At 62.0% G+C, this 20,967-nt stretch carries 25 protein-coding genes; 14 read left to right on the forward strand and 11 right to left on the reverse strand.

Annotated features, from left to right (window positions below; genetic code table 11):
• Positions 1 to 30 precede the first annotated feature (30 nt).
• The gene (locus tag RTH74_RS08565) at positions 31 to 1,620 is read right to left on the reverse strand and encodes a bifunctional 3-(3-hydroxy-phenyl)propionate/3-hydroxycinnamic acid hydroxylase (protein WP_316914392.1); all 1,590 of its coding nucleotides are present in this window, start codon (positions 1,618 to 1,620) and stop codon (positions 31 to 33) included.
• Between the two features lie 133 nt (positions 1,621 to 1,753).
• Here RTH74_RS08565 and RTH74_RS08570 point away from each other — a divergent pair, with 133 nt between their 5' ends.
• Positions 1,754 to 2,728 carry a phytanoyl-CoA dioxygenase family protein gene (locus RTH74_RS08570; RefSeq protein WP_316914393.1) on the forward strand — a complete coding sequence of 325 codons (975 nt, stop codon included), beginning with the start codon at positions 1,754 to 1,756 and terminating at the stop codon, positions 2,726 to 2,728.
• A 180-nt stretch (positions 2,729 to 2,908) separates the two neighbouring features.
• On the opposite strand, the gene RTH74_RS08575 is transcribed toward RTH74_RS08570, so the two are convergent.
• Positions 2,909 to 3,196 carry a DUF3509 domain-containing protein gene (locus RTH74_RS08575; RefSeq protein WP_099525503.1) on the reverse strand — a complete coding sequence of 96 codons (288 nt, stop codon included), beginning with the start codon at positions 3,194 to 3,196 and terminating at the stop codon, positions 2,909 to 2,911.
• A 53-nt stretch (positions 3,197 to 3,249) separates the two neighbouring features.
• The gene (locus RTH74_RS08580; RefSeq protein WP_099525504.1) at positions 3,250 to 3,471 is read right to left on the reverse strand and encodes a hypothetical protein; all 222 of its coding nucleotides are present in this window, start codon (positions 3,469 to 3,471) and stop codon (positions 3,250 to 3,252) included.
• 464 nt (positions 3,472 to 3,935) lie between these two features.
• Here RTH74_RS08580 and dnaX point away from each other — a divergent pair, with 464 nt between their 5' ends.
• From dnaX to RTH74_RS24190, 6 genes are all read left to right on the forward strand, one after another.
• A complete protein-coding gene (gene dnaX / locus RTH74_RS08585) occupies positions 3,936 to 6,029 on the forward strand; it encodes a DNA polymerase III subunit gamma/tau (protein WP_316914394.1) in 2,094 nt (697 codons plus the stop codon).
• A gap of 23 nt (positions 6,030 to 6,052) precedes the next feature.
• Positions 6,053 to 6,379: a YbaB/EbfC family nucleoid-associated protein gene (locus RTH74_RS08590; protein WP_074940389.1), complete on the forward strand. Its 327-nt coding sequence runs from the start codon at positions 6,053 to 6,055 to the stop codon at positions 6,377 to 6,379.
• Positions 6,380 to 6,591: 212 nt separating this feature from the next.
• The gene (gene recR, locus RTH74_RS08595; protein ID WP_099525506.1) at positions 6,592 to 7,191 is read left to right on the forward strand and encodes a recombination mediator RecR; all 600 of its coding nucleotides are present in this window, start codon (positions 6,592 to 6,594) and stop codon (positions 7,189 to 7,191) included.
• A gap of 30 nt (positions 7,192 to 7,221) precedes the next feature.
• Positions 7,222 to 7,800 carry a DUF4157 domain-containing protein gene (locus tag RTH74_RS08600; RefSeq protein ID WP_316914395.1) on the forward strand — a complete coding sequence of 193 codons (579 nt, stop codon included), beginning with the start codon at positions 7,222 to 7,224 and terminating at the stop codon, positions 7,798 to 7,800.
• 66 nt (positions 7,801 to 7,866) lie between these two features.
• Positions 7,867 to 9,015 carry an acyl-CoA dehydrogenase family protein gene (locus RTH74_RS08605; RefSeq protein ID WP_316914396.1) on the forward strand — a complete coding sequence of 383 codons (1,149 nt, stop codon included), beginning with the start codon at positions 7,867 to 7,869 and terminating at the stop codon, positions 9,013 to 9,015.
• Positions 9,016 to 9,047: 32 nt separating this feature from the next.
• Positions 9,048 to 9,146 carry an acyl-CoA dehydrogenase family protein gene (locus RTH74_RS24190; RefSeq protein WP_420713146.1) on the forward strand — a complete coding sequence of 33 codons (99 nt, stop codon included), beginning with the start codon at positions 9,048 to 9,050 and terminating at the stop codon, positions 9,144 to 9,146.
• 88 nt (positions 9,147 to 9,234) lie between these two features.
• Here the strand turns inward: RTH74_RS24190 and RTH74_RS08610 are convergent, their stop codons facing one another.
• On the reverse strand, positions 9,235 to 10,182 hold the full coding sequence (locus RTH74_RS08610; protein ID WP_316914397.1) for an AraC family transcriptional regulator: 948 nt from the start codon (positions 10,180 to 10,182) through the stop codon (positions 9,235 to 9,237).
• Positions 10,183 to 10,511: 329 nt separating this feature from the next.
• Here RTH74_RS08610 and RTH74_RS08615 point away from each other — a divergent pair, with 329 nt between their 5' ends.
• The 6 genes from RTH74_RS08615 to RTH74_RS08640 all read left to right on the forward strand — a co-directional run bounded on the left by RTH74_RS08615 (position 10,512) and on the right by RTH74_RS08640 (position 15,684).
• Positions 10,512 to 10,658: a hypothetical protein gene (locus tag RTH74_RS08615; protein ID WP_316914398.1), complete on the forward strand. Its 147-nt coding sequence runs from the start codon at positions 10,512 to 10,514 to the stop codon at positions 10,656 to 10,658.
• 20 nt (positions 10,659 to 10,678) lie between these two features.
• Complete coding sequence (locus tag RTH74_RS08620; RefSeq protein WP_099525510.1) at positions 10,679 to 10,978, forward strand: putative quinol monooxygenase; 300 nt, start codon at positions 10,679 to 10,681, stop codon at positions 10,976 to 10,978.
• 78 nt (positions 10,979 to 11,056) lie between these two features.
• Positions 11,057 to 12,346 (forward strand): FAD-binding oxidoreductase, encoded by a 1,290-nt coding sequence (locus RTH74_RS08625; RefSeq protein ID WP_316914399.1) that lies wholly within the window; start codon positions 11,057 to 11,059, stop codon positions 12,344 to 12,346.
• 16 nt (positions 12,347 to 12,362) lie between these two features.
• Positions 12,363 to 12,920 (forward strand): XRE family transcriptional regulator, encoded by a 558-nt coding sequence (locus tag RTH74_RS08630; protein ID WP_316914400.1) that lies wholly within the window; start codon positions 12,363 to 12,365, stop codon positions 12,918 to 12,920.
• Between the two features lie 26 nt (positions 12,921 to 12,946).
• Positions 12,947 to 14,293: a glutamine synthetase family protein gene (locus RTH74_RS08635; protein ID WP_316914401.1), complete on the forward strand. Its 1,347-nt coding sequence runs from the start codon at positions 12,947 to 12,949 to the stop codon at positions 14,291 to 14,293.
• Between the two features lie 23 nt (positions 14,294 to 14,316).
• The gene (locus tag RTH74_RS08640; protein ID WP_316914402.1) at positions 14,317 to 15,684 is read left to right on the forward strand and encodes an aspartate aminotransferase family protein; all 1,368 of its coding nucleotides are present in this window, start codon (positions 14,317 to 14,319) and stop codon (positions 15,682 to 15,684) included.
• A gap of 121 nt (positions 15,685 to 15,805) precedes the next feature.
• On the opposite strand, the gene RTH74_RS08645 is transcribed toward RTH74_RS08640, so the two are convergent.
• The 7 genes from RTH74_RS08645 to RTH74_RS08675 form a co-directional block, all read right to left on the reverse strand.
• Positions 15,806 to 16,822: an alpha/beta hydrolase gene (locus tag RTH74_RS08645; RefSeq protein WP_125881802.1), complete on the reverse strand. Its 1,017-nt coding sequence runs from the start codon at positions 16,820 to 16,822 to the stop codon at positions 15,806 to 15,808.
• Between the two features lie 36 nt (positions 16,823 to 16,858).
• Complete coding sequence (locus RTH74_RS08650) at positions 16,859 to 17,119, reverse strand: DUF2790 domain-containing protein (protein WP_316914403.1); 261 nt, start codon at positions 17,117 to 17,119, stop codon at positions 16,859 to 16,861.
• Between the two features lie 59 nt (positions 17,120 to 17,178).
• Positions 17,179 to 17,604, reverse strand: a complete 426-nt coding sequence (locus tag RTH74_RS08655) for an organic hydroperoxide resistance protein (protein ID WP_036994554.1) — start codon at positions 17,602 to 17,604, stop codon at positions 17,179 to 17,181.
• Between the two features lie 365 nt (positions 17,605 to 17,969).
• Positions 17,970 to 18,422: a MarR family winged helix-turn-helix transcriptional regulator gene (locus tag RTH74_RS08660; RefSeq protein ID WP_099523645.1), complete on the reverse strand. Its 453-nt coding sequence runs from the start codon at positions 18,420 to 18,422 to the stop codon at positions 17,970 to 17,972.
• A gap of 70 nt (positions 18,423 to 18,492) precedes the next feature.
• A complete protein-coding gene (locus RTH74_RS08665) occupies positions 18,493 to 18,831 on the reverse strand; it encodes an I78 family peptidase inhibitor (RefSeq protein ID WP_166432397.1) in 339 nt (112 codons plus the stop codon).
• Positions 18,832 to 18,842: 11 nt separating this feature from the next.
• Positions 18,843 to 19,493: a DUF480 domain-containing protein gene (locus RTH74_RS08670; RefSeq protein WP_316914404.1), complete on the reverse strand. Its 651-nt coding sequence runs from the start codon at positions 19,491 to 19,493 to the stop codon at positions 18,843 to 18,845.
• 48 nt (positions 19,494 to 19,541) lie between these two features.
• Complete coding sequence (locus tag RTH74_RS08675; protein WP_316914405.1) at positions 19,542 to 20,108, reverse strand: TetR/AcrR family transcriptional regulator; 567 nt, start codon at positions 20,106 to 20,108, stop codon at positions 19,542 to 19,544.
• 89 nt (positions 20,109 to 20,197) lie between these two features.
• Between RTH74_RS08675 and RTH74_RS08680 the strand changes: the two genes are divergently transcribed.
• On the forward strand, positions 20,198 to 20,929 hold the full coding sequence (locus tag RTH74_RS08680; RefSeq protein ID WP_125879340.1) for an SDR family oxidoreductase: 732 nt from the start codon (positions 20,198 to 20,200) through the stop codon (positions 20,927 to 20,929).
• Positions 20,930 to 20,967 lie beyond the last annotated feature (38 nt).

Below are 20,967 nucleotides of genomic sequence, written 5' to 3' on the forward strand. Positions count from 1 at the left end.
TGATAATGGAGTGGTTGGCGGCCAGGCCATTCACTTTCGTAACAGCTGCAGGCAGTCGGAAATGATTCTGGCGGTCTGATCGGCAGCGCCATCGTGCATCAGGATACGGTCCGGGCGAACCACCATTAGCGAGCCCAGCGGCATGGCGCTAGTCAATTGCAGGCCGAGGTCTTCGATGAACGGAGTGGTGGAATGGCTGCGCTGGCCCTGAGGACCTATCTGCAGGAAACGCCCGCCTACCGCCTCCCAACGTTTTATCTGCTCAGGGCTCAGGGTCGCGCGGGGATCCGTGCCCAGGCCGATCAGTGTCAGGCCATCTCCGAGTACGTCGTCGCTCGGCAGGATGCGACCATCGGGCGTACGTACCAGGCCCTGAGGCAGCAGGCCGCCCCGAGGTAGTCGAGCGCAGCGAGTCTTGTTCATGAACAGGCCGCGCTTGAAGATGTTCTTGGGTTTGATCTCCAGTTCCTCGAAGTGTCGCCGCGCCGCCGGGATCAGGCCCAGGGTGCGCATCATGCCGTGCCCCAGAAAGGCCAGCAGAGCGTTGCGTGGCATGATCAGGCGCCCCATGAACTTGGCCATGTCGATCATTTCCTGGGCATGGGGGCGACGTTCCTGTTCGTAGCTGTCGAGAATCGCTGGGTTTGCCTGGCCCTTGAGTACCCAACTCAGTTTCCACGCCAGGTTGGCGGCGTCACGCAGCCCTGCGACCAGGCCCTGGCCAACGAATGGCGGGGTGATGTGGGCCGCGTCACCAGCCAGGAACACACGACCTTCCTGGAAATGCTTGCAGCAGCGCGCGTGGAAGCGATAGACCGCCTTGCGCTCGATCTTCAGTTGGCTGGGCTCGATCCAGCGTTGCAGCAGGGTGCTGATGTAGCCGGTGTCCTCCACCTGGTCACGAGTTTCTCCTGCGCGCAGCATGAATTCCCAGCGCTCGCGGCCGCCAGGGGCCGGCATGTGTGGGGTTGGGCGACGATGATCGCAGAGGAACTCGATGTGCTCGATGGCCTTTCCCTCGCGTTGACAGGCATCGACGATCAGCCAGTCCTCGGAGTAGCTCTGCCCCTCGAAATCCTGGCCAATGAGACTACGTACTCTGGAGCTGGCGCCATCTGCACCCACCAGATAGCGCGCGTGAACCTGATGCTGGCTGCCGTCCTCGGCGCGAAGGCTGGCGGTGACACCGTCGCTGTCCTGACGTAGGTCTTCCAGCTCCAGCCCGCCAAGGCTGGTGACGTTGTCGAAGCGTTGATAGTGCGCACGCATCGAGCGTTCCAGATCCGGCTGGTAGAAGGTCACCAGCTTGGGGTGTCCATCCAGGCTGCCGGTGGTATTGGCACGACCGAACTGGCCGATCATCGGGCAGTGCATGCGTACTTCCGGAATCACGATCTTGTCGAAGGCGTCTTCGCCCAGGCCCGCCAGTTGGAGGATTCGCAGCGCCTCGTTGTCGAGGGCGATCGCGCGCGGCATCAGCAGGATCTCGTGAGCCTTGTCGATGATCAGGGTCTGGACGCCATAGCGGCCGAGCAAGGCAGCTAGCGTGGCGCCGACCGGACCGTTGCCGATGATCAGTACATCAGTGTTCTCAGGCAGCGCTTTCTTGTTGTTTTGCATGTCAGGCCTTTGTCATGGGGGGGGTCATTTTTTTGAAAGATTATTCAAAAATGAATAATTGCTCAATATTGATATGTGAGTTAAAAAAGAACCACAACAAAAAACGCGCACGCCGTGCCGAAGGAGTCCCTCCATGTCTTTCCCTGCTTATCCAGCCCGTGTTCTGACCGCCGAGGAAATCCAACGCTACCGAGATGACGGGGTTGTCATGATCAAAGGCGCCATCGACCCCAACTGGATGGCCTTGGTCGAGAGCGGTATCGACACGGCGAGAGGTGATGCCTCGCTGGTCGGACGCTTCATGTCGCGCAAGGTCGAGGGCTACCAGATGGATATCTTTCTCTGGAAGCGCATCGATGCTCTGCGTGATCTGGTCTACTACGGGCCTTTCGCACGCTGGGCCCAGCAACTGATGGGGGCGCGGCAGGTGCGCTTCTTCTATGACCAGATGTTCGTCAAGGAGCCAGGCACCGATGCGCCAACGCCCTGGCATCAGGATCTGAGCTTCTGGCCTATCCGTGGTGAGCAGATCTGCTCGTTCTGGATTCCCTGCGACCCGGTCAATCGTGAGAACAGCGGGTTGCTGTACGTGAAGGGGTCACACAAGTGGCCTCAGCGTTTCAAGGCCATCTCGCCGGACTATGTGGCGGCGATCATCGACGAGCGGATGGACGACATTCCCGATATCAACGCGCACCCGGAACGCTATGAGTTGCTCGATTGGGACATGGAGCCGGGCGATATCCTGATGTTCCACCCGCTTACCCTGCACGGTTCATACGGCAACCAGTCACGCACACGCCGTCGCCGCGCCCTGGCTTTGCGCTGGGTAGGTGACGATGTGCTTTACGCGCCTTCGGCCAAGCGCATGCCGATTCACTTCGAGCATTGCTCTGTACCTGGCGGCCCGCTACAGGGAGCCGCTTTCCCGCGCATCCTGCCCGAGATGGATCCTCATGAGCGGGCTGCACGAGCCAGGCCGGAGCGGCCCAGCATGAGCAAATTGCTGCGTTCTTCGCTGGGCAACGCCGTCGCGGCAGCGAGGCTGGCATTCAAGCCGGGCAGAGCGGAGTCGCTCAAACAGACGTGGTCGAAGTCCGATACCTGATCGTTGACGCGATGAATGAGGTTTCCTGTCCCGCGGGGGACTTGGCTATGGCTTGGTCGAGCTGACAGACCGCTCGGCGGTCGCTGGGCGTGGCGCGTTCGCCAGGATTTGCAATGAAGTGGAATTGCTGCGCAATAAAAAGCCCGCGCTTTGGGCGCGGGCTTTTGGCTGTTTGCAGGCTCAGGCGATGCGGTAATTCAGCACGCTGTCCTGTTCCTTGAGTGTCTTGCGCAGATCGGCTGGGATATTGCCGGCGCGCACGGCCAGTTCCAGACGAATTTCTTCCAGGCTCTGGGCGAAGGCATCCTGATCGGTGACCTGTGGCTTGGCCAGGACGCGGCTGTAGACGGTGCTGTCGCTCTCGTCGAGCAGGGCGAGGATGATGCTGCCGTCCGGGCGCGGCGAGCTGAAGCTGGCGCGCAGCGGATTGAACAAGTGATCGACGAGCTGTTGGTTGGTGAGTTCCATGTCCTACTCCATCCTGAGGTTGGTCACCTTCGACCTCAGGATGATGACTTGGTTCAGGCAGTCAGCGACTGACGGGTACGTTCGATCACTTGTTGCAGCGACTCGTCGTTGTACTGGCCGGGGTAGAGACGCTGGCTGTACTGGGCGATACCGGTCTTGTCGACCAGGGTAAAGCTGAAGCTGCCCTTACGCGTTGCCTGGATGCGGCAATCGAACGGCGCGAAGGCGTGAGTAAGGGTGCTGATGGCTTTCTGAATTTGATGTTGAGCATTCATTTTTCTGGGTATTCCTTAAAGCATGTGCGCTTCGTTGCGCGTGGTGTAGCTCCATGTTGTTGGCCAAAAAGCGGCCATAGCATGTCAACCGATCGGAGCTTGATTAGCACGATAAAGTTCCATTGTTACGGTTCTTCGGCGTGGTCGGTACGTCGGAGGCAGGCAGAGGAACTGCACCGATAAACGGCGAGTCGGCCTGATCAGTCAGCAGGTGGGATCGGGGAGGGCGGCAGCGCAGAGATGCGCTAGGCGTTGAACCGGGAAACCAGCGAGGGGGCGCAAAGGCCTTAATGACTTACAGCGTGGTACGAACGGCGCGGATGATAAAGCGTTGTGCAAGAAATAACCAGCACTATTTCTCAAGTCAGAGTGATGCAGCTCCACACATGCGGGTGGCGGATGCAATTTGCCGGTTGCTCCGCTAGGATTAGTCCACTTTTGCTTTCCTCATATGACGGTTTTCCATGAGTTATCAGGTTCTTGCACGTAAATGGCGTCCGCGCTCGTTCCGCGAAATGGTCGGCCAGACGCATGTGCTCAAAGCCCTGATCAATGCCCTGGACAGCCAGCGCCTGCACCATGCCTACCTGTTCACCGGTACCCGTGGTGTGGGCAAGACCACCATTGCGCGCATTATCGCCAAGTGCCTGAACTGCGAGACCGGTATCAGCTCCACCCCCTGTGGCACCTGCTCGGTATGCCGGGAGATCGATGAAGGCCGCTTCGTCGACCTGATCGAAGTGGACGCCGCCAGCCGCACCAAGGTCGAAGACACCCGTGAGCTGCTCGACAACGTGCAGTACTCGCCGAGCCGCGGGCGCTTCAAGGTCTACCTGATCGACGAAGTGCACATGCTCTCCACCAGCTCCTTCAACGCGCTGTTGAAGACCCTGGAAGAGCCGCCACCCCACGTCAAATTCCTGCTCGCCACCACCGATCCGCAGAAGTTGCCGGTCACCGTGTTGTCACGCTGTCTGCAGTTCTCGCTGAAGAACATGCCGCCGGAGCGCGTGGTCGAGCATCTGACCCATGTACTGACTGCCGAGAACGTGCCGTTCGAGGACGACGCCCTGTGGCTGCTCGGCCGGGCTGCCGACGGTTCGATGCGCGACGCCATGAGTCTGACCGACCAGGCCATCGCCTTTGGTGAAGGCAAGGTACTGGCGGCTGACGTGCGCGCCATGCTCGGCACGCTTGATCACGGCCAGGTCTACGGCGTGCTACACGCTCTGATCGAGGGGGATGCGCGCGGGCTGATCGAGGCGGTGCGCCATCTCGCCGAGCAGGGGCCGGACTGGAATGGCGTGCTGTCGGAAATGCTCAACGTCCTGCACCGCGTCGCCATCGCGCAGGCGCTGCCCGATGCAGTGGACAATGGCCAGGGCGACCGCGAGCGCGTGCTGCAACTGGCCCAGGCTTTGCCGGCAGAAGATGTGCAGTTCTACTACCAGATGGGGTTGATCGGTCGTCGCGATCTACCCCTGGCCCCGGAACCGCGCGGTGGCTTCGAAATGGTGCTGCTGCGCATGCTGGCCTTCCGTCCGGGGGGCGCTGACGATGTGCCCAAGGTCACGCTAAAGCCCTTGGGGATCAGCCAGGCCACTGCTGATTCCCAACAAAATCCAGTGGCCGGCACCGCTATGCCGGCTCCTGCTCCTGTGCTTTCTTCGCCTGCTCCAGCTGTGGCACCGGCGCCTGTTGCGCCTGCCCCGGTTGAGGCCGTCGCAGCTGCGCTAGCGCCTGTCGTTGAGCCTGCCGTGAGTGAGCCGGAACCCGAGGTTGTGCCTCCGGTTGCAGCGACCGCTATCGTGGAGCCTGAGCCTGAGCCTGAGCCTGAGCCCGCTGCGCCTGCCGCCGTCGATGTGCCCTGGGAAACGGCCGCACCCGTTGCGCCCGTAGCCGACGCCGTTCAGGTCGTCGCGTCAGCCGTGCCTGAGATGGCTGTTGTCGAGCCTGAAGTCCCGCAAGTGACCGCGACTGCCACGCCGGAGCAGAGCGAGGCTGCGCAGCCCGTGGTGGAAGCCGATGGCGCCGACGACGAGCCGCCGCTTGGCGACTACGACTATGTCGAAATGGACGCCGAAACCCTCGATTACGATTTCGGCCAGGCTGAAACCGTTGCGCCTGCGGTCGAAGAACCTTTGCCGGCCGCCAAGCCGGCTACCGGGCTGGCGGCGGAGTGGCTGTCACTGTTCCCGCAGCTCGGCCTGGGCGGCATGACTGGCAGCATCGCCGCCAACTGCACCCTGATCGAAGCCAATGGTGATGACTGGCTGCTGCACCTGGACCCGGCGCACAGCGCGCTGTTCAACCCGACTCAGCAGCGCCGTCTCAATGATGCGCTGAACCAGCAGCAGGGGCGCAGCATCAAACTGCGCATCGAGCTGTGCAAGCCCGAGCAGGAAACGCCGGCGCAGGCCGCTGCTCGCCGCCGTGCTGATCGCCAGCGCAGCGCCGAGTCCTCGATCCATGCCGACCCGCTGGTGCAGCAAATGATTCAGCAGTTCGCCGCCAAAGTGCGCGACGACAGCATCGAACCAATCGATACCCCCAGTTAATTCTGAACACCGAGGATACCGACATGATGAAAGGTGGCATGGCAGGCCTGATGAAACAGGCTCAGCAAATGCAGGAAAAAATGCAGAAGATGCAGGAAGAGCTGGCCAACGCCGAAGTCACCGGCCAGTCCGGCGCCGGTCTGGTCAGCGTGGTGATGACCGGTCGTCACGACGTCAAGCGCATCACCCTGGATGACAGCCTGATGCAGGAAGACAAGGAAGTGCTCGAAGACCTGATCGCCGCTGCGGTCAACGATGCGGTGCGCAAGGTCGAGCAGAACAGCCAGGACAAGATGTCCGGCATGACTGCAGGGATGCAGCTGCCCCCCGGCTTCAAAATGCCCTTCTGACAGGCCACGTGCCGTCCAGTCGACGCACATGGCGGCGTTGCCGGCGAACTCGGAATCCTCATGTGCTCCAGCACACTGCGGTTCCTCGTCCGCCGGCGCCTGGCCCTGTACGCCGCCTGATCGCCACTCTTACTTGTGTTGCTCGCGTGTGCAGTTCGTAGGGTGGGCTTCAGCCCACCAGATCATTGCCCGCCAACTTTTGCAGGACTTCCATGAGCTTCAGCCCTCTGATTCGCCAGTTGATCGATTCTCTGCGCATCCTGCCCGGCGTCGGCCAGAAGACCGCGCAGCGCATGGCGCTGCAGCTGCTCGAGCGTGATCGCAGTGGCGGTCAGCGTCTGGCGCAGGCGTTGAATGCGGCGATGGAAGGCGTGGGGCATTGCAAGCGCTGCCGCAGCCTGAGCGAGGACGAGGTCTGCCAGCTGTGCCTGGACGAGCGGCGTGACGACAGCCTGCTGTGTGTGGTGGAAGGTCCGATGGACGTGCATGCGGTGGAGCAGACCGGCTTTCGCGGTCGCTACTTCGTGCTCAAGGGGCACCTGTCGCCGCTCGATGGCCTGGGCCCGGAAGCCATCGGCATTCCAGCGCTGCTGGAGCGCATCGATGCCGGTGCTTTCAGCGAAGTGATCCTGGCTACCAACCCGACGGTGGAAGGCGAGGCCACGGCGCACTACATCGCCCAGATCCTTGCCGGCAAAGGCCTGATTGCCTCGCGTATCGCCCATGGTATGCCACTGGGCGGTGAGCTCGAATTGGTCGATGGCGGCACCCTGGCCCATGCCCTGGCTGGTCGGCGCCCGATCAGTCTGTAAACCGTCAAACCCTCTCGATTCGGAGTGCCTGTGATCGCTGACACTCTGCGCCGTATTGCCCTGTTACTCCTGCTTGCAGCGCCCCTGGCCGCGCAAGCTCAATGCCCGGCCGGGCAGGTACAGGTGTGCCTGGGCAGCTCCTGCCTATGCGTGCCGGATCCGGTACGGATGCGTGAAGATGGGCTGAACCTGGCGGCGGCGCGGCTCGAAGCCTGGTTGTTGCAGTCGCGTCAGGCATCGTTGCGCGCTGGCACCGAGCCGATCCCTTTGATGATTCGCGCGCAGCTCGCGCCGTTCTACGACGATGCGTTGCTCGATGAAGTGCGTTATCGCGTCGGTATCACCGACGAGATGGATGCTGCCACCGTCATGCTGCAGAACCCCGATGTACAGGCTGTGACGCTGGTCGACGTGGTGGTGTTTCGCAGCAGCGATGCCGCCGCAGAGGATGCTGTGCTGTGGGCGCATGAGTTATGGCATGTGCAGCAGTACCGCGAGTGGGGCACTGATGGCTTCGCCCAGCGCTACACCCGTAATTTCCAGTCAGTGGAAGGGCCGGCCTACGAAATGGGCGAGCGGGTGAGGAAGGCGCTGCGCGAGCAGAAATGAAACGCTCGCTTGAAAACCAAGCAAGCGCTAGGTTAGGGTGGCCAAAACAATAACGGGAGTACCCGCATGGCCGCCCCTTTGTCGTATTTCGATGAATCCCACCAACTGGTTCGTGATTCCGTTCGGCGTTTCGTCGAGCGCGAGATCCTGCCGAATATCGACGAGTGGGAGGAGGCCGAGGAGTTTCCTCGTGAGCTGTACCTCAAAGCCGGCGCCGCAGGCATTCTCGGTATCGGCTACCCGGAGCAGTTCGGCGGCAGTCACGAGGGCGATGTGTTCGCCAAGGTCGCGGCCAGCGAGGAGTTGATGCGCAGTGGCTCGGGCGGACTGGTGGCCGGGCTGGGTTCACTGGATATCGGTTTGCCGCCCATCGTCAAATGGGCCAAGCCCGCCGTGCTCGAGCGTGTGGTGCCGCAGGTGCTGGCTGGCGAGAAGATCATGGCGCTGGCGGTGACCGAGCCTTCTGGTGGCTCCGATGTGGCCAGTCTCAAGACCCGCGCCGTGCGTGACGGCGACCACTACCGCATCAATGGCAGCAAGACCTTCATCACCAGTGGTGTGCGTGCCGATTACTACACGGTCGCGGTGCGTACCGGTGGCGAGGGCTTTGGCGGCGTCAGCCTGTTGCTGCTGGAGAAGGGTACGCCGGGTTTCACCGTCGGGCGCAAGCTGAAGAAGATGGGCTGGTGGGCGTCCGACACTGCCGAGCTGTTCTTCGATGATTGCAAGGTGCCGGTGGAGAATCTGATTGGTGTGGAGAACGCCGGCTTCGCCTGCATCATGGCCAACTTCCAGAGCGAGCGCCTGAGCCTGGCAATCATGGCCAACATGACCGCGCAACTGGCGCTGGAAGAGTCGATGAAATGGGCGCGCGAGCGTCAGGCGTTCGGCAAACCAGTGGGCAAGTTCCAGGTGCTCAAGCACCGTCTGGCCGAGATGGCGACCCAGCTGGAGGTATCGCGTGAGTTCACCTACCGCCAGGCCGCACAGATGGCGGCTGGCAGAAGCGTGATCAAGGAGATTTCCATGGCCAAGAACTTCGCCACCGATATCGCTGACCGTCTGACCTACGATGCGGTGCAGATCATGGGCGGCATGGGTTACATGCGTGAGTCTCTCGTCGAGCGGCTGTACCGCGACAACCGCATTCTCTCCATCGGCGGCGGCACGCGGGAGATCATGAACGAGATCATTTCGAAGCAGATGGGGCTGTAGAAACGGCATCTGGGCCTTTATGGCGCGAGTCTGTGGTCGAGCGCCTGTACCGCGACAACCGCATCCTTTCCATTGGTGGCGGTACGCGCGAGATCATGAACGAGATCATTTCGAAGCAGATGGGTTTGTAGCTGCTGGTGTGGGAGGGGTTTCAGCCGCGATCAGCCTAAATGAGACGAAAAAGCTCGCCGCTAAAGCGCCTCCCACGGAAATCGGTGATCAGGACGCTGCCTGACTCTGCGCTGCCTGGCGCAGGCGGGCGATGTCGCGTTGCGGTGGATCACCGAACAGGCGGCTGTATTCGCGGCTGAACTGCGATGGACTTTCGTAGCCAACGCGATAGCTGGCCGCCGCGGCCTCGAGGTTGTCACACAGCATCAGCCGGCGGGCCTCCTGCAAGCGCAGTTGCTTCTGGTACTGCAGCGGGCTGAATGCCGTCACGGCCTTGAAGCGATGGTGCAGGGTCGACGGGCTCAGGTTCACCTCGCGGGCCAGCTCCTCGATACGCAACGGCTGGTCGAAGTTCTTGCGCAGCCACTCGATGGCGCGGGAGATGCGTTGGCTCTGGCTGTCGGCGATGACCACTTCATGCAGGCGATGGCCCTGTGGGCTGAGTAGCATGCGATAGAAAATCTCGCGCAGGGCCAGTGGCGCCAGCATGGCGATGTCGCGCGGGGTTTCCAGCAGGCGCAGCAGGCGAATCACTGCATCCAGCAGGCGTGGGTCGAGACGATCGAGAAACAGCGCGCGCTGTGAGGCAGCATCCGGTGCCGGAATGGGCGGCATCTCGGTGAGCAGGCTGCTGATCAGGGCTGGATCGATCTCCAGTGCAATACTCAGGTACGGCGCCTCCGGGCTGGCTTCGATCACTCGGCCCGTCACCGGCAGCACCACCGATGCCACCAGATAGTTCAGTGGATCGTAGACATAGAGTTCGTCACCCAGGCGTATCTCCTTGCGGCCCTGGGCGATGATGCATAGGCACGGGTCGTAGACCGTCTGCATCGGCAGGCTCGGCGTCGTGGCGCGCGCCAGTTTCAACCCTGGAATAGCAGTGAGGTGCAGGCCGTCCTCGGGAACGAAGCGATCGACCAGGCGCGCCATTTCATGGCTGAGTTCGGCAAGGGGAGTGTCGAGCGTTGTGGCGGTGTGAATGGGTGACTGCATGGCGCGCCTCCGGAAAGTCAGCGAAGCCTAGCCAGGTTTTTCAGGCAAGTCATGAGGGGCGGCAGGATTAGGCAAATATTTGCCAGTAATGGGCAAATGACCAGTTATACAGAGTATTTCAAGGTTTATCGCATGACGATTCGGCTGCCTGGTAGTGATCCAGTCAATGCAGGTTTAGGCAAGAATCTGCCAGTAATCGACTAACGCTGGGATGACCATATGCCTGATCTTTGTCGTCATCGCGTCGTGCCTCTGTGCTGGCCCAAACGCATGCAGTAGCCATATCACCCGCTAAGTGGTGCCCACCTACGTCACGAAAGGAGCGAGCCATGTCCAGTAAATGGTTGATCGCACCGCTGACCCTATTGTTGCTCGCCACGGCCTGGCTCGACTCAAGAGCCGTTGGCGACGCGGCTTTTGCCGAGCCGGACGCAGCGCCCCATGTTTTGCAGCGAAACGCTGCCGGTCTGTATTGATTCAGTTCCAGGAGGTTGCCATGAGCATCATTCATCGTATGACCCTTTGTGCCCGTCATGGCCGTTCGACTCGGTTGGGTCAGTGCCTGGCGCGGTTGCACGAGGTTGGGCGAGATATGCCGGGCTGCGAACGCCTGCGTGTATTTCCTCTGCACAATGATCCACTGACCTGGTTGATAGAAGGGCAGTGGCGCTCAGCTGCGGCACGTGACGCTTTCCTCGGCAGCGAAGGTCTGCGCCGGGTAGTGGCTCAGGCTATAAACGAAGGGCTGTTCACTCAGCTCGAATGCGGCATGGAGTTACAGCAGCAGGTCGCCTGAGTCGCTCAGACTTGCCTTTGTGAATTTATCTCTATAGATTTTCATGAAATTAATTATTAAAAATTTCATGAGTCATCTATGTTTCGCCACGCCAGTGAGCACGTCGACAGCTACTACGCGCAGAGCTGTCAGGATCGGCTGAGGCGCTATCCGACCCTGCAGGGTGACTTGCAGTGTGATGTGCTGGTGGTCGGCGCCGGCTTTAGTGGCTTGCACACCGCCTTGCGCCTGACCGAAGCAGGACGCAAGGTCATTCTGCTCGAGGCCAGTCGCGTGGCCTGGGCCGCCTCCGGGCGTAACGGCGGGCAGGCGATTCTCGGCTGGTCGTGCGATATGCCGCCGCTGGAAAAGGCGCTTGGTACCGAGCGTGCGCGACGTCTTTGGGATGGCATGACCTGGGCGGCCCGCGAGTTGCGCGAACTGCCGCAGCGTCATGGTTTCGACTGCGATTACCGCCGGGGTCATCTGTGGACGGCAGTGCTGCCGCGCCGCGTGGCGCTGCTGCATGAATGGCAGGAAGAGGCCGCCTATAAGTGGGGGCACCGCGCGCTGCAGTTCGTCTCTCGTGAGCAGATGCCGCAATGGGTCGCCAGTGATCGTTATCAGGCAGGTCTGTATGACCCAGAAGCCGGCCACCTCAACCCGCTCAAGCTGGCATTGGGTCTGGCCGAGGCCTTCGTTCGCGCCAGCGGGCAGATATTCGAGCAGAGCCGTGCGCTGAGCCAGGAGATGCATGGCGACGGCTACCGCGTGCGTACCGAGCAGGGCAGCGTGCAGGCCGATCAACTGGTGCTGGCCTGCAACACCTATATCGACGCTCTGGAACCACGCCTGGCCCGGCGTATCCTGCCGGTCGGCACCTACCAGATCGCCACCGCGCCGCTGGGTGCGGAGCGCGCCGAGGCCTTGCTGCCGCGCAATGCCTGCGTCACCGACAATCAGTTCGTCCTCGATTACTTCCGCCGTACGCCGGATCACCGCCTGCTGTTCGGCGGCGGTTGCACCTACCTGGGCGGTCTGCCGAAGGACATGGCTGCTGCCACGCGACCTTTCCTCGAACGCGTATTCCCACAGTTGTCAGGCGTAGCCATCGACTTCGCCTGGGGCGGACATATCGACATTACCCGTGCGCGCACGCCGGATATCGGTGGCGAGAACGGCCGCTACTGGCTACAGGGCTTTTCCGGCCATGGCGTGCTGCCCACGCTCGCGGCGGCGCGGGCTGTCAGCGACGCGATCCTCGGCCATGACGATGAGCTGGCCCTGTACCAGCGACTGCGCAACCCCGCATTTCCATTTGGCGAGCGCCTGGCGGCGCCGCTCGAGGCCATTGGCAAGGCCTGGTACCGATTAAGAGACAGCTTCTGAAATGGACTGCCCAGAGATGGACAAGAACCTGGAGATGGCGGCCCTGGCCGTGCTTATCCACGACCTGCGCAAGCACAAGAAGGTCACCCTCAACGAACTGGCTGAGCGCATCGGCCGCTCGGTGGGCTTTCTCTCGCAGGTCGAGCGTGGCCTGTCGCGCCCGACGGTGGAGGATCTGACCGCCATCGCCGAGGCGCTCGACGTACCCACCACCTATTTCTACAGCCTGCCCAAGCCCAAGGCGCTGGATTGGGTCACCCGGCCGGACGAACGCCGCACCCTGTACCTGGCTGGCGGCATCACCGACATCATGGCCTCGCCGACGCTGCAGGGTGCCTTCATGGTCGTCGACAGTCTGCTCGAGCCGGGTGCCAGCAGTGGCGAGCGACAGATGAGTGACCGCTCCGAGCAGGCCGGCTACGTGCTCGAAGGCCAGCTGACGCTATGGCTGGGCGAGGACGAACAGAGCGCCACGCTTTACCCCGGCGACGTTTTCCAGGTGCCGAGCTATGCGCGCCTGCGTTATGCCAACCAAGGCGACGCCCACGCGCGGGTGTTGTGGATCTACACCTGACCTCCCGTGAATCGGAAATCACCACAATGAACGCCACCCGAGTCGAGCTGCTCGACGAAGTCCGCCAATTCCGCCAGGCCCACCCCGAGGTGCGCTTCGTCGACCTGATCTGTCTGGACATCCCCGGGCATTTCTACGGCAAGCGCTACCCCATCGAGATGCTGGAGAAGGTCGCCGCCGGCAGCGCCCTGAAGTTGCCGCAGAACTGCGTGCTGCTTGGCGCCCAGGGCGGCCTCTACGAGATTGGCGACTACTGCTTCCATGACGGCGACCCGGATGCGCCACGGCGGCTGATCCCCGGAACGCTCAAGTTGGTGAACTGGGAGCGCCAGCCGCTGGGGCAGATGCTGATCAGTTCCGACGGTACCGAGGCGCCCATCGAGTTCGAACCGCGCGAGGTGCTGGCGCGCGTGGTGCAGCGCCTGGCGGCGCGCGGCATTCGCCCGGTGGTGGCCTTCGAGCTGGAGTTCTACCTGTTCGACAAGGCGCTGAAGGAGGGTTTGCCGCAGTACCCGCGCGATGACCTGAGCGGCGATGCCGACGACCAGCCGAACATGCATATCGAGCGGCTGTCGCGCTTTGCCGAGGTGCTCGACGACATCAGCGAGACTGCGCGCCTGCAAGGCATCGACACCACGGTGATCACCGCCGAGATTGGCCCGGGGCAGTTCGAGATCAACTTCAGTCATAACGCCGACCCGATGCAGGCTGCCGATTGGTCGGCGCTGTTCTGCCGGGTGACCCGTGGCGTGGCGCTCAAGCATGGCCATCGCGCCAGCTTCATGGCCAAGCCCTACCTGCAGTATCCGGGCAGCGGCATGCACATCCACGTCAGCCTCTACGGCGAGGCGGGCGACAATCTGCTGGCGCGTGACGAGCAGCGTCCGTTGCGGCATGCCGTGGCCGGTTGCCTGGAGCTGCTGCCGCAGCTGATGCCGATCTATGCGCCAAACCACAACAGCTACCGCCGCTTTGGCGCCCAGGTGAACTCGGCGAGCAAGGCCAGCTGGGGCTTCGAGGATCGCGACGCCTGCGTGCGCATCCCCGAGTCCGACGCGCGCAACCTGCGCCTGGAATTCCGCCTGCCGGGCGCCGATGCCAACCCCTATCTGGTGCTGGCGGCATTGCTGACCAGTATCGAGCAGGGCCTAGACGCAAAGGTCGAGCCCATTGCACCCCTGAATGACGACCGCGCCAGCGGCGTCGACTTTCCCAAGGACATGCTCGATGCCGTGCGCCGCATGCAGGCCAGCGAGCGCGTCGCCGCCGGCCTCGGCAGCGAGTTCGTCATGGTTTATTGCGAGAACAAACGCCAGGATCACCTGGCCTTCATGCACGACATCAGCCCGCGCGAATACCGCTGGTATCTGTGATGTCCCGGATCGAAGGAGGCGACATGAACAACTCGAAAACCGCTCACTGGCAGGCCCTGAGCCAGGCCCACCACCTGGCGCCGTTCAGTGATTACAAGCAGCTGGCCGAAAATGGCCCGCGCATCATCACCGAGGCCAAGGGCGTGCATCTTTGGGACAGCGAGGGCAACAAGATCCTCGATGGCATGGCCGGCTTGTGGTGCGTGGCCGTCGGCTATGGTCGCGAGGAGTTGGTCGCCGCCGCCGCCAAGCAGATGCTGCAGCTGCCGTTCTACAACACCTTCTTCCAGACCGCGCACCCGCCGGTGCTTGAGTTGGCCCACGCCATTTCCCAGCTGGCGCCGGCCGGCATGAACCACGTGTTCTTCACCGGTTCGGGTTCGGAAGGCAATGACACCATGCTGCGCCTGGTGCGCCACTACTGGGCATGCAAAGGCCAGCCGAACAAGAAAATCATCATCGGTCGCGACAACGGCTACCACGGCTCCACCGTGGCCGGCGCCAGCCTCGGCGGCATGAAATTCATGCACGAGCAGGGCGACCTGCCGATCCCCGGCATCGCTCATATCCCGCAGCCTTACTGGTTCGGCGAGGGTGGCGATCAATCGCCGGAAGAATTCGGCATCTGGGCTGCCGACCAACTGGAGAGGAAGATTCTCGAGTTTGGCGAAGACAATGTCGCCGCCTTTATCGCCGAGCCGATTCAGGGCGCCGGTGGCGTGATCATCCCGCCAGAAACCTACTGGCCGCGCATCAAGGAAATCCTCGCCAAGTACGACATTCTCTTCGTCGCCGACGAAGTGATCTGCGGCTTCGGCCGTACCGGCGAATGGTTCGGCAGCCAGTACTACGATTTGAAACCCGACCTGATGACCATCGCCAAAGGTCTCACCAGCGGCTATGTGCCGATGGGCGGACTGATCGTCAGCGACAAGGTATTCGAGGTGATCGAGGCGCACGGCGACTTCAACCACGGCTTCACCTATTCCGGCCATCCGGTGGCGGCAGCGGTGGGCCTGGAGAACCTGCGCATTCTCAAGGAAGAAGGCATCGTCGAACGGGTGAAGGCAGAAACCGCGCCCTACCTGCAGAAGCGCCTGCGTGAGCTGGCCGACCACCCGCTGGTGGGCGAAGTACGTGGCGTCGGTATGCTCGGCGCTATCGAACTGGTGCAGGACAAGGCCACGCGCAAGCGCTTCTCCGGGGATGTGGGCGTGGGCATGGTGTGCCGTGGCCACTGCTTCAACAACGGTCTGATCATGCGCGCGGTGGGCGACACCATGATCATTGCGCCACCACTGGTGATCAGCCAGGTGGAAGTGGATGAACTGGTAGAGAAAGCGCGCAAGTGCCTGGATCTGACCTGGGAGCAGGTGCTTAGCTTGGCGTAATCTCGCGGTACGGTGAGAGGGGCTTCAGCCGCGACAGGAACAGCCCGCAGCTAAAAGCCGTCCCACAAAAAACGAAACCCCGCGACCGTTACCGGTGGCGGGGTTTCGTTTTTTCAGCCGCTTACTTGAGGCTGTTCTTCAGCGTCTGTGCTGCCTGATCCATCGCGGAGCGTACCGCCGGGACTTCGGACACCACATTGAGCAGGCCGTAGTCGTGGATCATGCCGTTGTAGCGCACGGCGGTCACCGGCACGCCGGCAGCGTTCAGGCGGCGAGCGTAGGCTTCGCCTTCGTCGCGCAGCACGTCCATCTCGGCAGTCTGTACCAGGGCTGGCGGCAGGCCTTTGAGCTGCTCCAGGCTGGCACGCAGTGGCGAGGCATAAATCTCGTTACGCTGCTTCGGGTCGGTGGTGTAGTTGTCCCAGAACCATTCCATCATGCCGCGGGTCAGGAAGTGGCCTTCGGCGAACTGGTTATACGACGCATTGTTGAAGTTGGCGTCGGTCACCGGCCACAGCAGGACCTGGGCGCGCAGTTTCGGCGTACCGGCTTCCTTGGCCTTGATGGCCACCACAGCAGCCATGTTACCGCCGACACTGTTGCCGGCTACTGCCAGACGCGAACCGTCGACACCGATCTGGCTGCCGTTGTCGGCGACCCATTTGGTCGCGGCATAGGCCTGGTTGATCGCGGTCGGGTACTTGGCTTCCGGCGACGGCGTGTAGTCGACGTAGATTGCAGCCGCCCCAGAGCCTACTACCAGATCGCGGATCAGGCGTTCGTGGGTCGGATAATCACCCAGTACCCAGCCACCGCCGTGGAAGAACATGAAGCCGGGCAGAATGCCGCGAGCGCCTTCAGGACGTACCACCTTGAGGGTGAGCGACTGGCCATTAACCTGGATCACCTTGGTGTCCACGATAATGCCGGACAGATCCACCTGGACACTGGCCTGAGCCCCCACCAGCACAGCGCGGGCGTCTTTCGGCGAAAGGGTTTCCAGCGGCTGACCGCCACCGGCTGCCAGGGCATCGAGGAAGCCCTGGGTGTTGCGCTCCACACCGGGGCTGCCGGCGGCGAAGCTGCTGTTGATGGCCAGGGCGAGCAGCCCGGCGGTCAGAGTGCGAGAAATGTTCATGGTCAAGCTCCTGTCGATCAGTTGGGCTGCTGGTTGTCAGTTCTGGTTGGTGCAAGCGCTGGAGAGTTGTTCGTAGCCGAGAACCTCCACGTCACCCGCGCTGTTGCGGTAGGTCATCGTTGCCGTGACCACTTCGCACAGCGAGCTGTTAGGCACGTCGATGGAAATCACCTTGGCGATATCCAGGTTCTGGCCGTAGCGGTAGGGCGTGGCCTCGGCGCTGTGGGCGAGGGTGGTGAGCGACGCGCTGAGGGCGATGGCGGTCAGTGCGGTGGCGAACAGGGTGCGGGTTTTCATGGTGGTTCTCCTCTTGAGGCCGCGCTCGGGCTCTGGCCGCGAGCGCTTGCTGCTGTCTGTCAGACGATGGTCAAAGTGACGTCGATGTTGCCGCGGGTGGCGTTGGAGTACGGGCAAACGATGTGCGCGCGATCCACCAGGGTTTGTGCGGCTTCCGGGGCCAGGCCAGGCAGGCTGATGCGCAGTTCCACTTCGATACCGAAGCCGGTGGGGATGGCGCCGATGCCGACGGTGCCTTCGATGAAGGTGTCAGCCGGGATGCTCAGCTTGTCGCGGGCGGCGACGAATTTCAGGGCGCCGAGGAAGCAGGCGGAATAGCCGGCAGCGAACAGCTGCTCCGGGTTGGTGCCGTTACCGCCGGCGCCGCCGAGTTCTTTCGGGGTGGTCAGGGCGATGTCGAGGATGCCGTCGGAGGAGACAGCGCGGCCTTCACGGCCACCAAAGGCTTCAGCGGTTGCACGGTAGAGAACGTTTTCGATAGTCATGGCATTGATCCTTGTCGGTAAGTTAGGGATGGATTGGTTTGCTAATCTTTTGTGCGCTAACCGTTTCCATGGGGCGAAATATATTGCGCAAAACATTAGCGCACAAGATAAATGTATGGAAGATTTTGTTATAGGGATTTGATTTTCAGGAATAAGCACGGCCGGCAAGGGATGTATCCATGCCTTACGGACGACACTAGGGGGAATTTGCCCGATTCAGAGGCTGCTACAGCTCAGCATTGGTTGGGCTTGAGTGGGCGCGTATACACAGTGAGGTCGCTGGGTACGACGCACGCGGCGTTTCGCCCAAAGAGGAAAAGGGCCAGGGTTCTGCGGGAGCAGGCGATGACTGGCATCGCCAGGCGTCAGAGGGCGTCTTGCAGGTGGCCGCGTAATTCGATCAGGTCATCACGCAGCTTGCTCAACTGTTCCACACTCAACGCTGAAGCCTTGAGGATGCAGGCAGGCAATGCTTTGGCTTGTTCGTGCAGGGCGCGACCTTTGTCGGTCAGGTACAGCTGCACCACACGTTCATCCTGACTGCTGCGCTGGCGTTGCAACAGGCCTTCGCTTTCCAGGCGCTTGAGCAGAGGTGTCAATGAGCCCGGATCGGTCAGCATGCGTGCGCTGATCTCGCTTACGGTGATGCCCTCGTTTTCCCACAGCACCAGCATGGCCAGGTATTGCGGATAGGTGAGACCGAGCGCCTGCAGCAGGGGCTTATAGGTCTTGGTCATCATCAGCGAGGTGGAATAGAGGGCGAAGCACAGCTGGTTATCCAGCATCAGCTCGGCGCAGGGTTCCACTTGGGAGGTCATGGCATTGGCCTGTGCAAGGGTGGTTGGCGTTGTCGGCAAGTGGTGCGGGCAACCCCGCACCTCTGGTGACTCAGCCGCAGGATACGCGGGTGATCATTCGCTGATCATCGACGTTGAGGTTAAGGCGTTGCCCATTGTATTCCAAGGTCACCACGCTGTCGGGCGTGAGAATGCGGGCGGTGCTGGCTCCGGCCTGCTGGCGTGCCTGCTCGAGCAGTTCGGGCGTCGCGGCCTGGCCTTTGAAGTGTTCGGCAGCGGACGAGGTGCAGCTATCCGGCGTCGCGCCGCTCGGTGCGGCTGCGGATGTCGGCTTCTCGGCGTTGCTGCTGCAGCCGGCGGCGAGTAGTGCAGCGGTGAGAATCAGGCTGAAACGAGTATTGAAGTTCAACGCGTTGGGCTCCTTTTCCATAGGTGTAGCGGTCATTGCGCGCCTTCTAGGCGTGCCAGGCGTTCTTCCAGCGCTGCGATGCGCGCTTCCAGTTCGACCAGTCGATCTTCGTTAGGTGCCGCAGCCTCCTGGCGAGCAGCTGGGCGGCTCGCCAGGAGGCTCTCCAGATCGGCAGGCTCGCCGAGCAGATGCATGTAGCGATCCTCGCGCTGACCGCTTTGGCGAGGCAGCAGCAGGGCCAGCCCGCGACCGATCAGGCGCTCCAGTTGATGCTGGACTTCTGCGACATCGTCGAAGTCGTGCATGCGGTTGCTACGCGTGAGCAGCTCGTTGAGCGTTTGCGGGCCACGCAGCATTAGCAGACCGAGCAATACCGTCTGTGGCTTGACCAACTCCAGATGCTTGTCGCAACGCTGTTCCCAGCGATCGGCACGGCTGCCCATCACCAGGTGCACCAGCTGGCGACCTTCGAGGCTGCGCAGGTAGCGCCCGACTTCTCCGGTTTCCAGGTTCATCAGCGGTTCGCGGCTGGTTTTCTGGTTGCAGGCCAGTTGCACGGCATTGAGCGTCAGCGGGTAGGTTTCCGGTGTGGTCAGTTGCTTTTCGATCAAGCAGCCGAGGATGCGTACCTCGACAGCGTGCAGCGGAGTTTCACCAACCAGCGGGGATGGGGTGTGCGACATGGATCGATCCTGGCAGGAAGAACCTGCCTAGGTTAACGGCATCCGCGCTCAGCTGACAGGCTTCAATGTGTGTTCGAGCATGTCCAGGCTGGCGCCGAGTACCTGCTGGCGCGATTCCTCGCTGGCCATCATGCGTGCCAGCAGCAGGCTGCCGAGGCATTGCGCGAGAATCGTCCAGGCCAGTTGCGGGTCGCCGATGATCTCGGCCCAGGTGCTTTGCAGCTGCAGGATCTGCTGTTCGGTACGCAGCCTGACGCGCTCATCGGCACGGGCGATCTCCGCGCCCAGTGCCGGCAGCACGCAGCCTTTGTCCGCCTGTTCGACATGCGCCAGGCTGAGATAGGCCGCCAGGCAGCGTTGCAGCTTGTCACGCCCGGCGTCACCCGCTTCGCCGCCGAGGCGGCTCAGGCTGTTGCGCAACTCGCGCTCGATCAGTTCGGCGAACAGGTTGTCCTTGCTCGGAAAGTGGCTGTAGAAGGCTGCGCCGGTCAGACCGATGGTCTTCATCAGCGTATCCACGCCGGTCACGGCAAAACCTTGCTGCTTGGCAATCGCGCCGCTGCTGGCGAGCAGGCGCTCGCGGGTTTCGGCCTTGTGTTCGGTGGAATAACGCATGGATGACTCCGTTCTATGCTGGGTTGACCTGCCCGAAAGCATAGCATAACGTTCGTTCAGCTAACGATCGTTAGCCAATGGAGGAAGCCATGAACGAAAACAAGAAAGTCGCGTTGATCATTGGCGCTGGTGACGCCACGGGCGGAGCCATCGCCCGGCGGTTCGCCCGTGAGGGGTATGTCGCCTGCGTCACCCGTCGTAGCCTGGACAAACTGCAACCGCTGCTGGAGGAAATCCGCAGCGAGGGCGGTGAGGCGCACGGTTTCGCGTCCGATGCACGGCGTGAGGAGCAGGTGGCTGAACTGGTCGAGAACATCGAGCGCGACATCGGGCCGATCGAGGTAATGGTGTTCAATATCGGCGCCAACGTGCCCTGCAGCATTCTCGAGGAAACCGCGCGCAAGTACTTCAAGATCTGGGAAATGGCCTGTTTCTCTGGCTTCCTGACCAGTCAGGCGGTGGCCAGGCGCATGGTCGGCCGCGGCCGTGGCACCATTTTGTTCACTGGCGCCACTGCGGGTTTGCGTGGCGCTGCCGGGTTTGCTGCATTCGCCGGGGCCAAGCACGGCATCCGGGCGCTGGCGCAGAGCATGGCGCGTGAGCTGGGGCCGCTGAACGTGCATGTCGCCCATGTGGTGGTGGATGGTGCCATCGATACCGCGTTCATCCGTGACAGCTTCCCGGAGCTCTACGCCAAGAAGGATCAGGATGGCATTCTCGATCCCGAGCATATCGCCGACAGCTACTGGTTTCTGCACAGCCAGCCGCGTGATGCCTGGACCTTCGAGCTGGACCTGCGGCCATGGATGGAGCGCTGGTAACCTGCGCTGAACCCACGATAACGATAAAGAGCGAGTGA

It is taken from the genome of Pseudomonas sp. zfem001, assembly GCF_032621725.1.
GTDB lineage: Bacteria > Pseudomonadota > Gammaproteobacteria > Pseudomonadales > Pseudomonadaceae > Aquipseudomonas > Aquipseudomonas sediminis.

Bases quoted from the DNA above. Each gene is read 5' to 3' on its own strand.
- RTH74_RS08565 (WP_316914392.1), bottom strand. From the start codon at position 1,620: ATGCAAAACAACAAGAAAGCGCTGCCTGAGAACACTGATGTACTGATC.
- RTH74_RS08570 (WP_316914393.1), top strand. From the start codon at position 1,754: ATGTCTTTCCCTGCTTATCCAGCCCGTGTTCTGACCGCCGAGGAAATC.
- RTH74_RS08575 (WP_099525503.1), bottom strand. From the start codon at position 3,196: ATGGAACTCACCAACCAACAGCTCGTCGATCACTTGTTCAATCCGCTG.
- RTH74_RS08580 (WP_099525504.1), bottom strand. From the start codon at position 3,471: ATGAATGCTCAACATCAAATTCAGAAAGCCATCAGCACCCTTACTCAC.
- dnaX (WP_316914394.1), top strand. From the start codon at position 3,936: ATGAGTTATCAGGTTCTTGCACGTAAATGGCGTCCGCGCTCGTTCCGC.
- RTH74_RS08590 (WP_074940389.1), top strand. From the start codon at position 6,053: ATGATGAAAGGTGGCATGGCAGGCCTGATGAAACAGGCTCAGCAAATG.
- recR (WP_099525506.1), top strand. From the start codon at position 6,592: ATGAGCTTCAGCCCTCTGATTCGCCAGTTGATCGATTCTCTGCGCATC.
- RTH74_RS08605 (WP_316914396.1), top strand. From the start codon at position 7,867: ATGGCCGCCCCTTTGTCGTATTTCGATGAATCCCACCAACTGGTTCGT.
- RTH74_RS08610 (WP_316914397.1), bottom strand. From the start codon at position 10,182: ATGCAGTCACCCATTCACACCGCCACAACGCTCGACACTCCCCTTGCC.
- RTH74_RS08615 (WP_316914398.1), top strand. From the start codon at position 10,512: ATGTCCAGTAAATGGTTGATCGCACCGCTGACCCTATTGTTGCTCGCC.
- RTH74_RS08620 (WP_099525510.1), top strand. From the start codon at position 10,679: ATGAGCATCATTCATCGTATGACCCTTTGTGCCCGTCATGGCCGTTCG.
- RTH74_RS08625 (WP_316914399.1), top strand. From the start codon at position 11,057: ATGTTTCGCCACGCCAGTGAGCACGTCGACAGCTACTACGCGCAGAGC.
- RTH74_RS08630 (WP_316914400.1), top strand. From the start codon at position 12,363: ATGGACAAGAACCTGGAGATGGCGGCCCTGGCCGTGCTTATCCACGAC.
- RTH74_RS08635 (WP_316914401.1), top strand. From the start codon at position 12,947: ATGAACGCCACCCGAGTCGAGCTGCTCGACGAAGTCCGCCAATTCCGC.
- RTH74_RS08640 (WP_316914402.1), top strand. From the start codon at position 14,317: ATGAACAACTCGAAAACCGCTCACTGGCAGGCCCTGAGCCAGGCCCAC.
- RTH74_RS08645 (WP_125881802.1), bottom strand. From the start codon at position 16,822: ATGAACATTTCTCGCACTCTGACCGCCGGGCTGCTCGCCCTGGCCATC.
- RTH74_RS08650 (WP_316914403.1), bottom strand. From the start codon at position 17,119: ATGAAAACCCGCACCCTGTTCGCCACCGCACTGACCGCCATCGCCCTC.
- RTH74_RS08655 (WP_036994554.1), bottom strand. From the start codon at position 17,604: ATGACTATCGAAAACGTTCTCTACCGTGCAACCGCTGAAGCCTTTGGT.
- RTH74_RS08660 (WP_099523645.1), bottom strand. From the start codon at position 18,422: ATGACCTCCCAAGTGGAACCCTGCGCCGAGCTGATGCTGGATAACCAG.
- RTH74_RS08665 (WP_166432397.1), bottom strand. From the start codon at position 18,831: ATGGAAAAGGAGCCCAACGCGTTGAACTTCAATACTCGTTTCAGCCTG.
- RTH74_RS08670 (WP_316914404.1), bottom strand. From the start codon at position 19,493: ATGTCGCACACCCCATCCCCGCTGGTTGGTGAAACTCCGCTGCACGCT.
- RTH74_RS08675 (WP_316914405.1), bottom strand. From the start codon at position 20,108: ATGCGTTATTCCACCGAACACAAGGCCGAAACCCGCGAGCGCCTGCTC.
- RTH74_RS08680 (WP_125879340.1), top strand. From the start codon at position 20,198: ATGAACGAAAACAAGAAAGTCGCGTTGATCATTGGCGCTGGTGACGCC.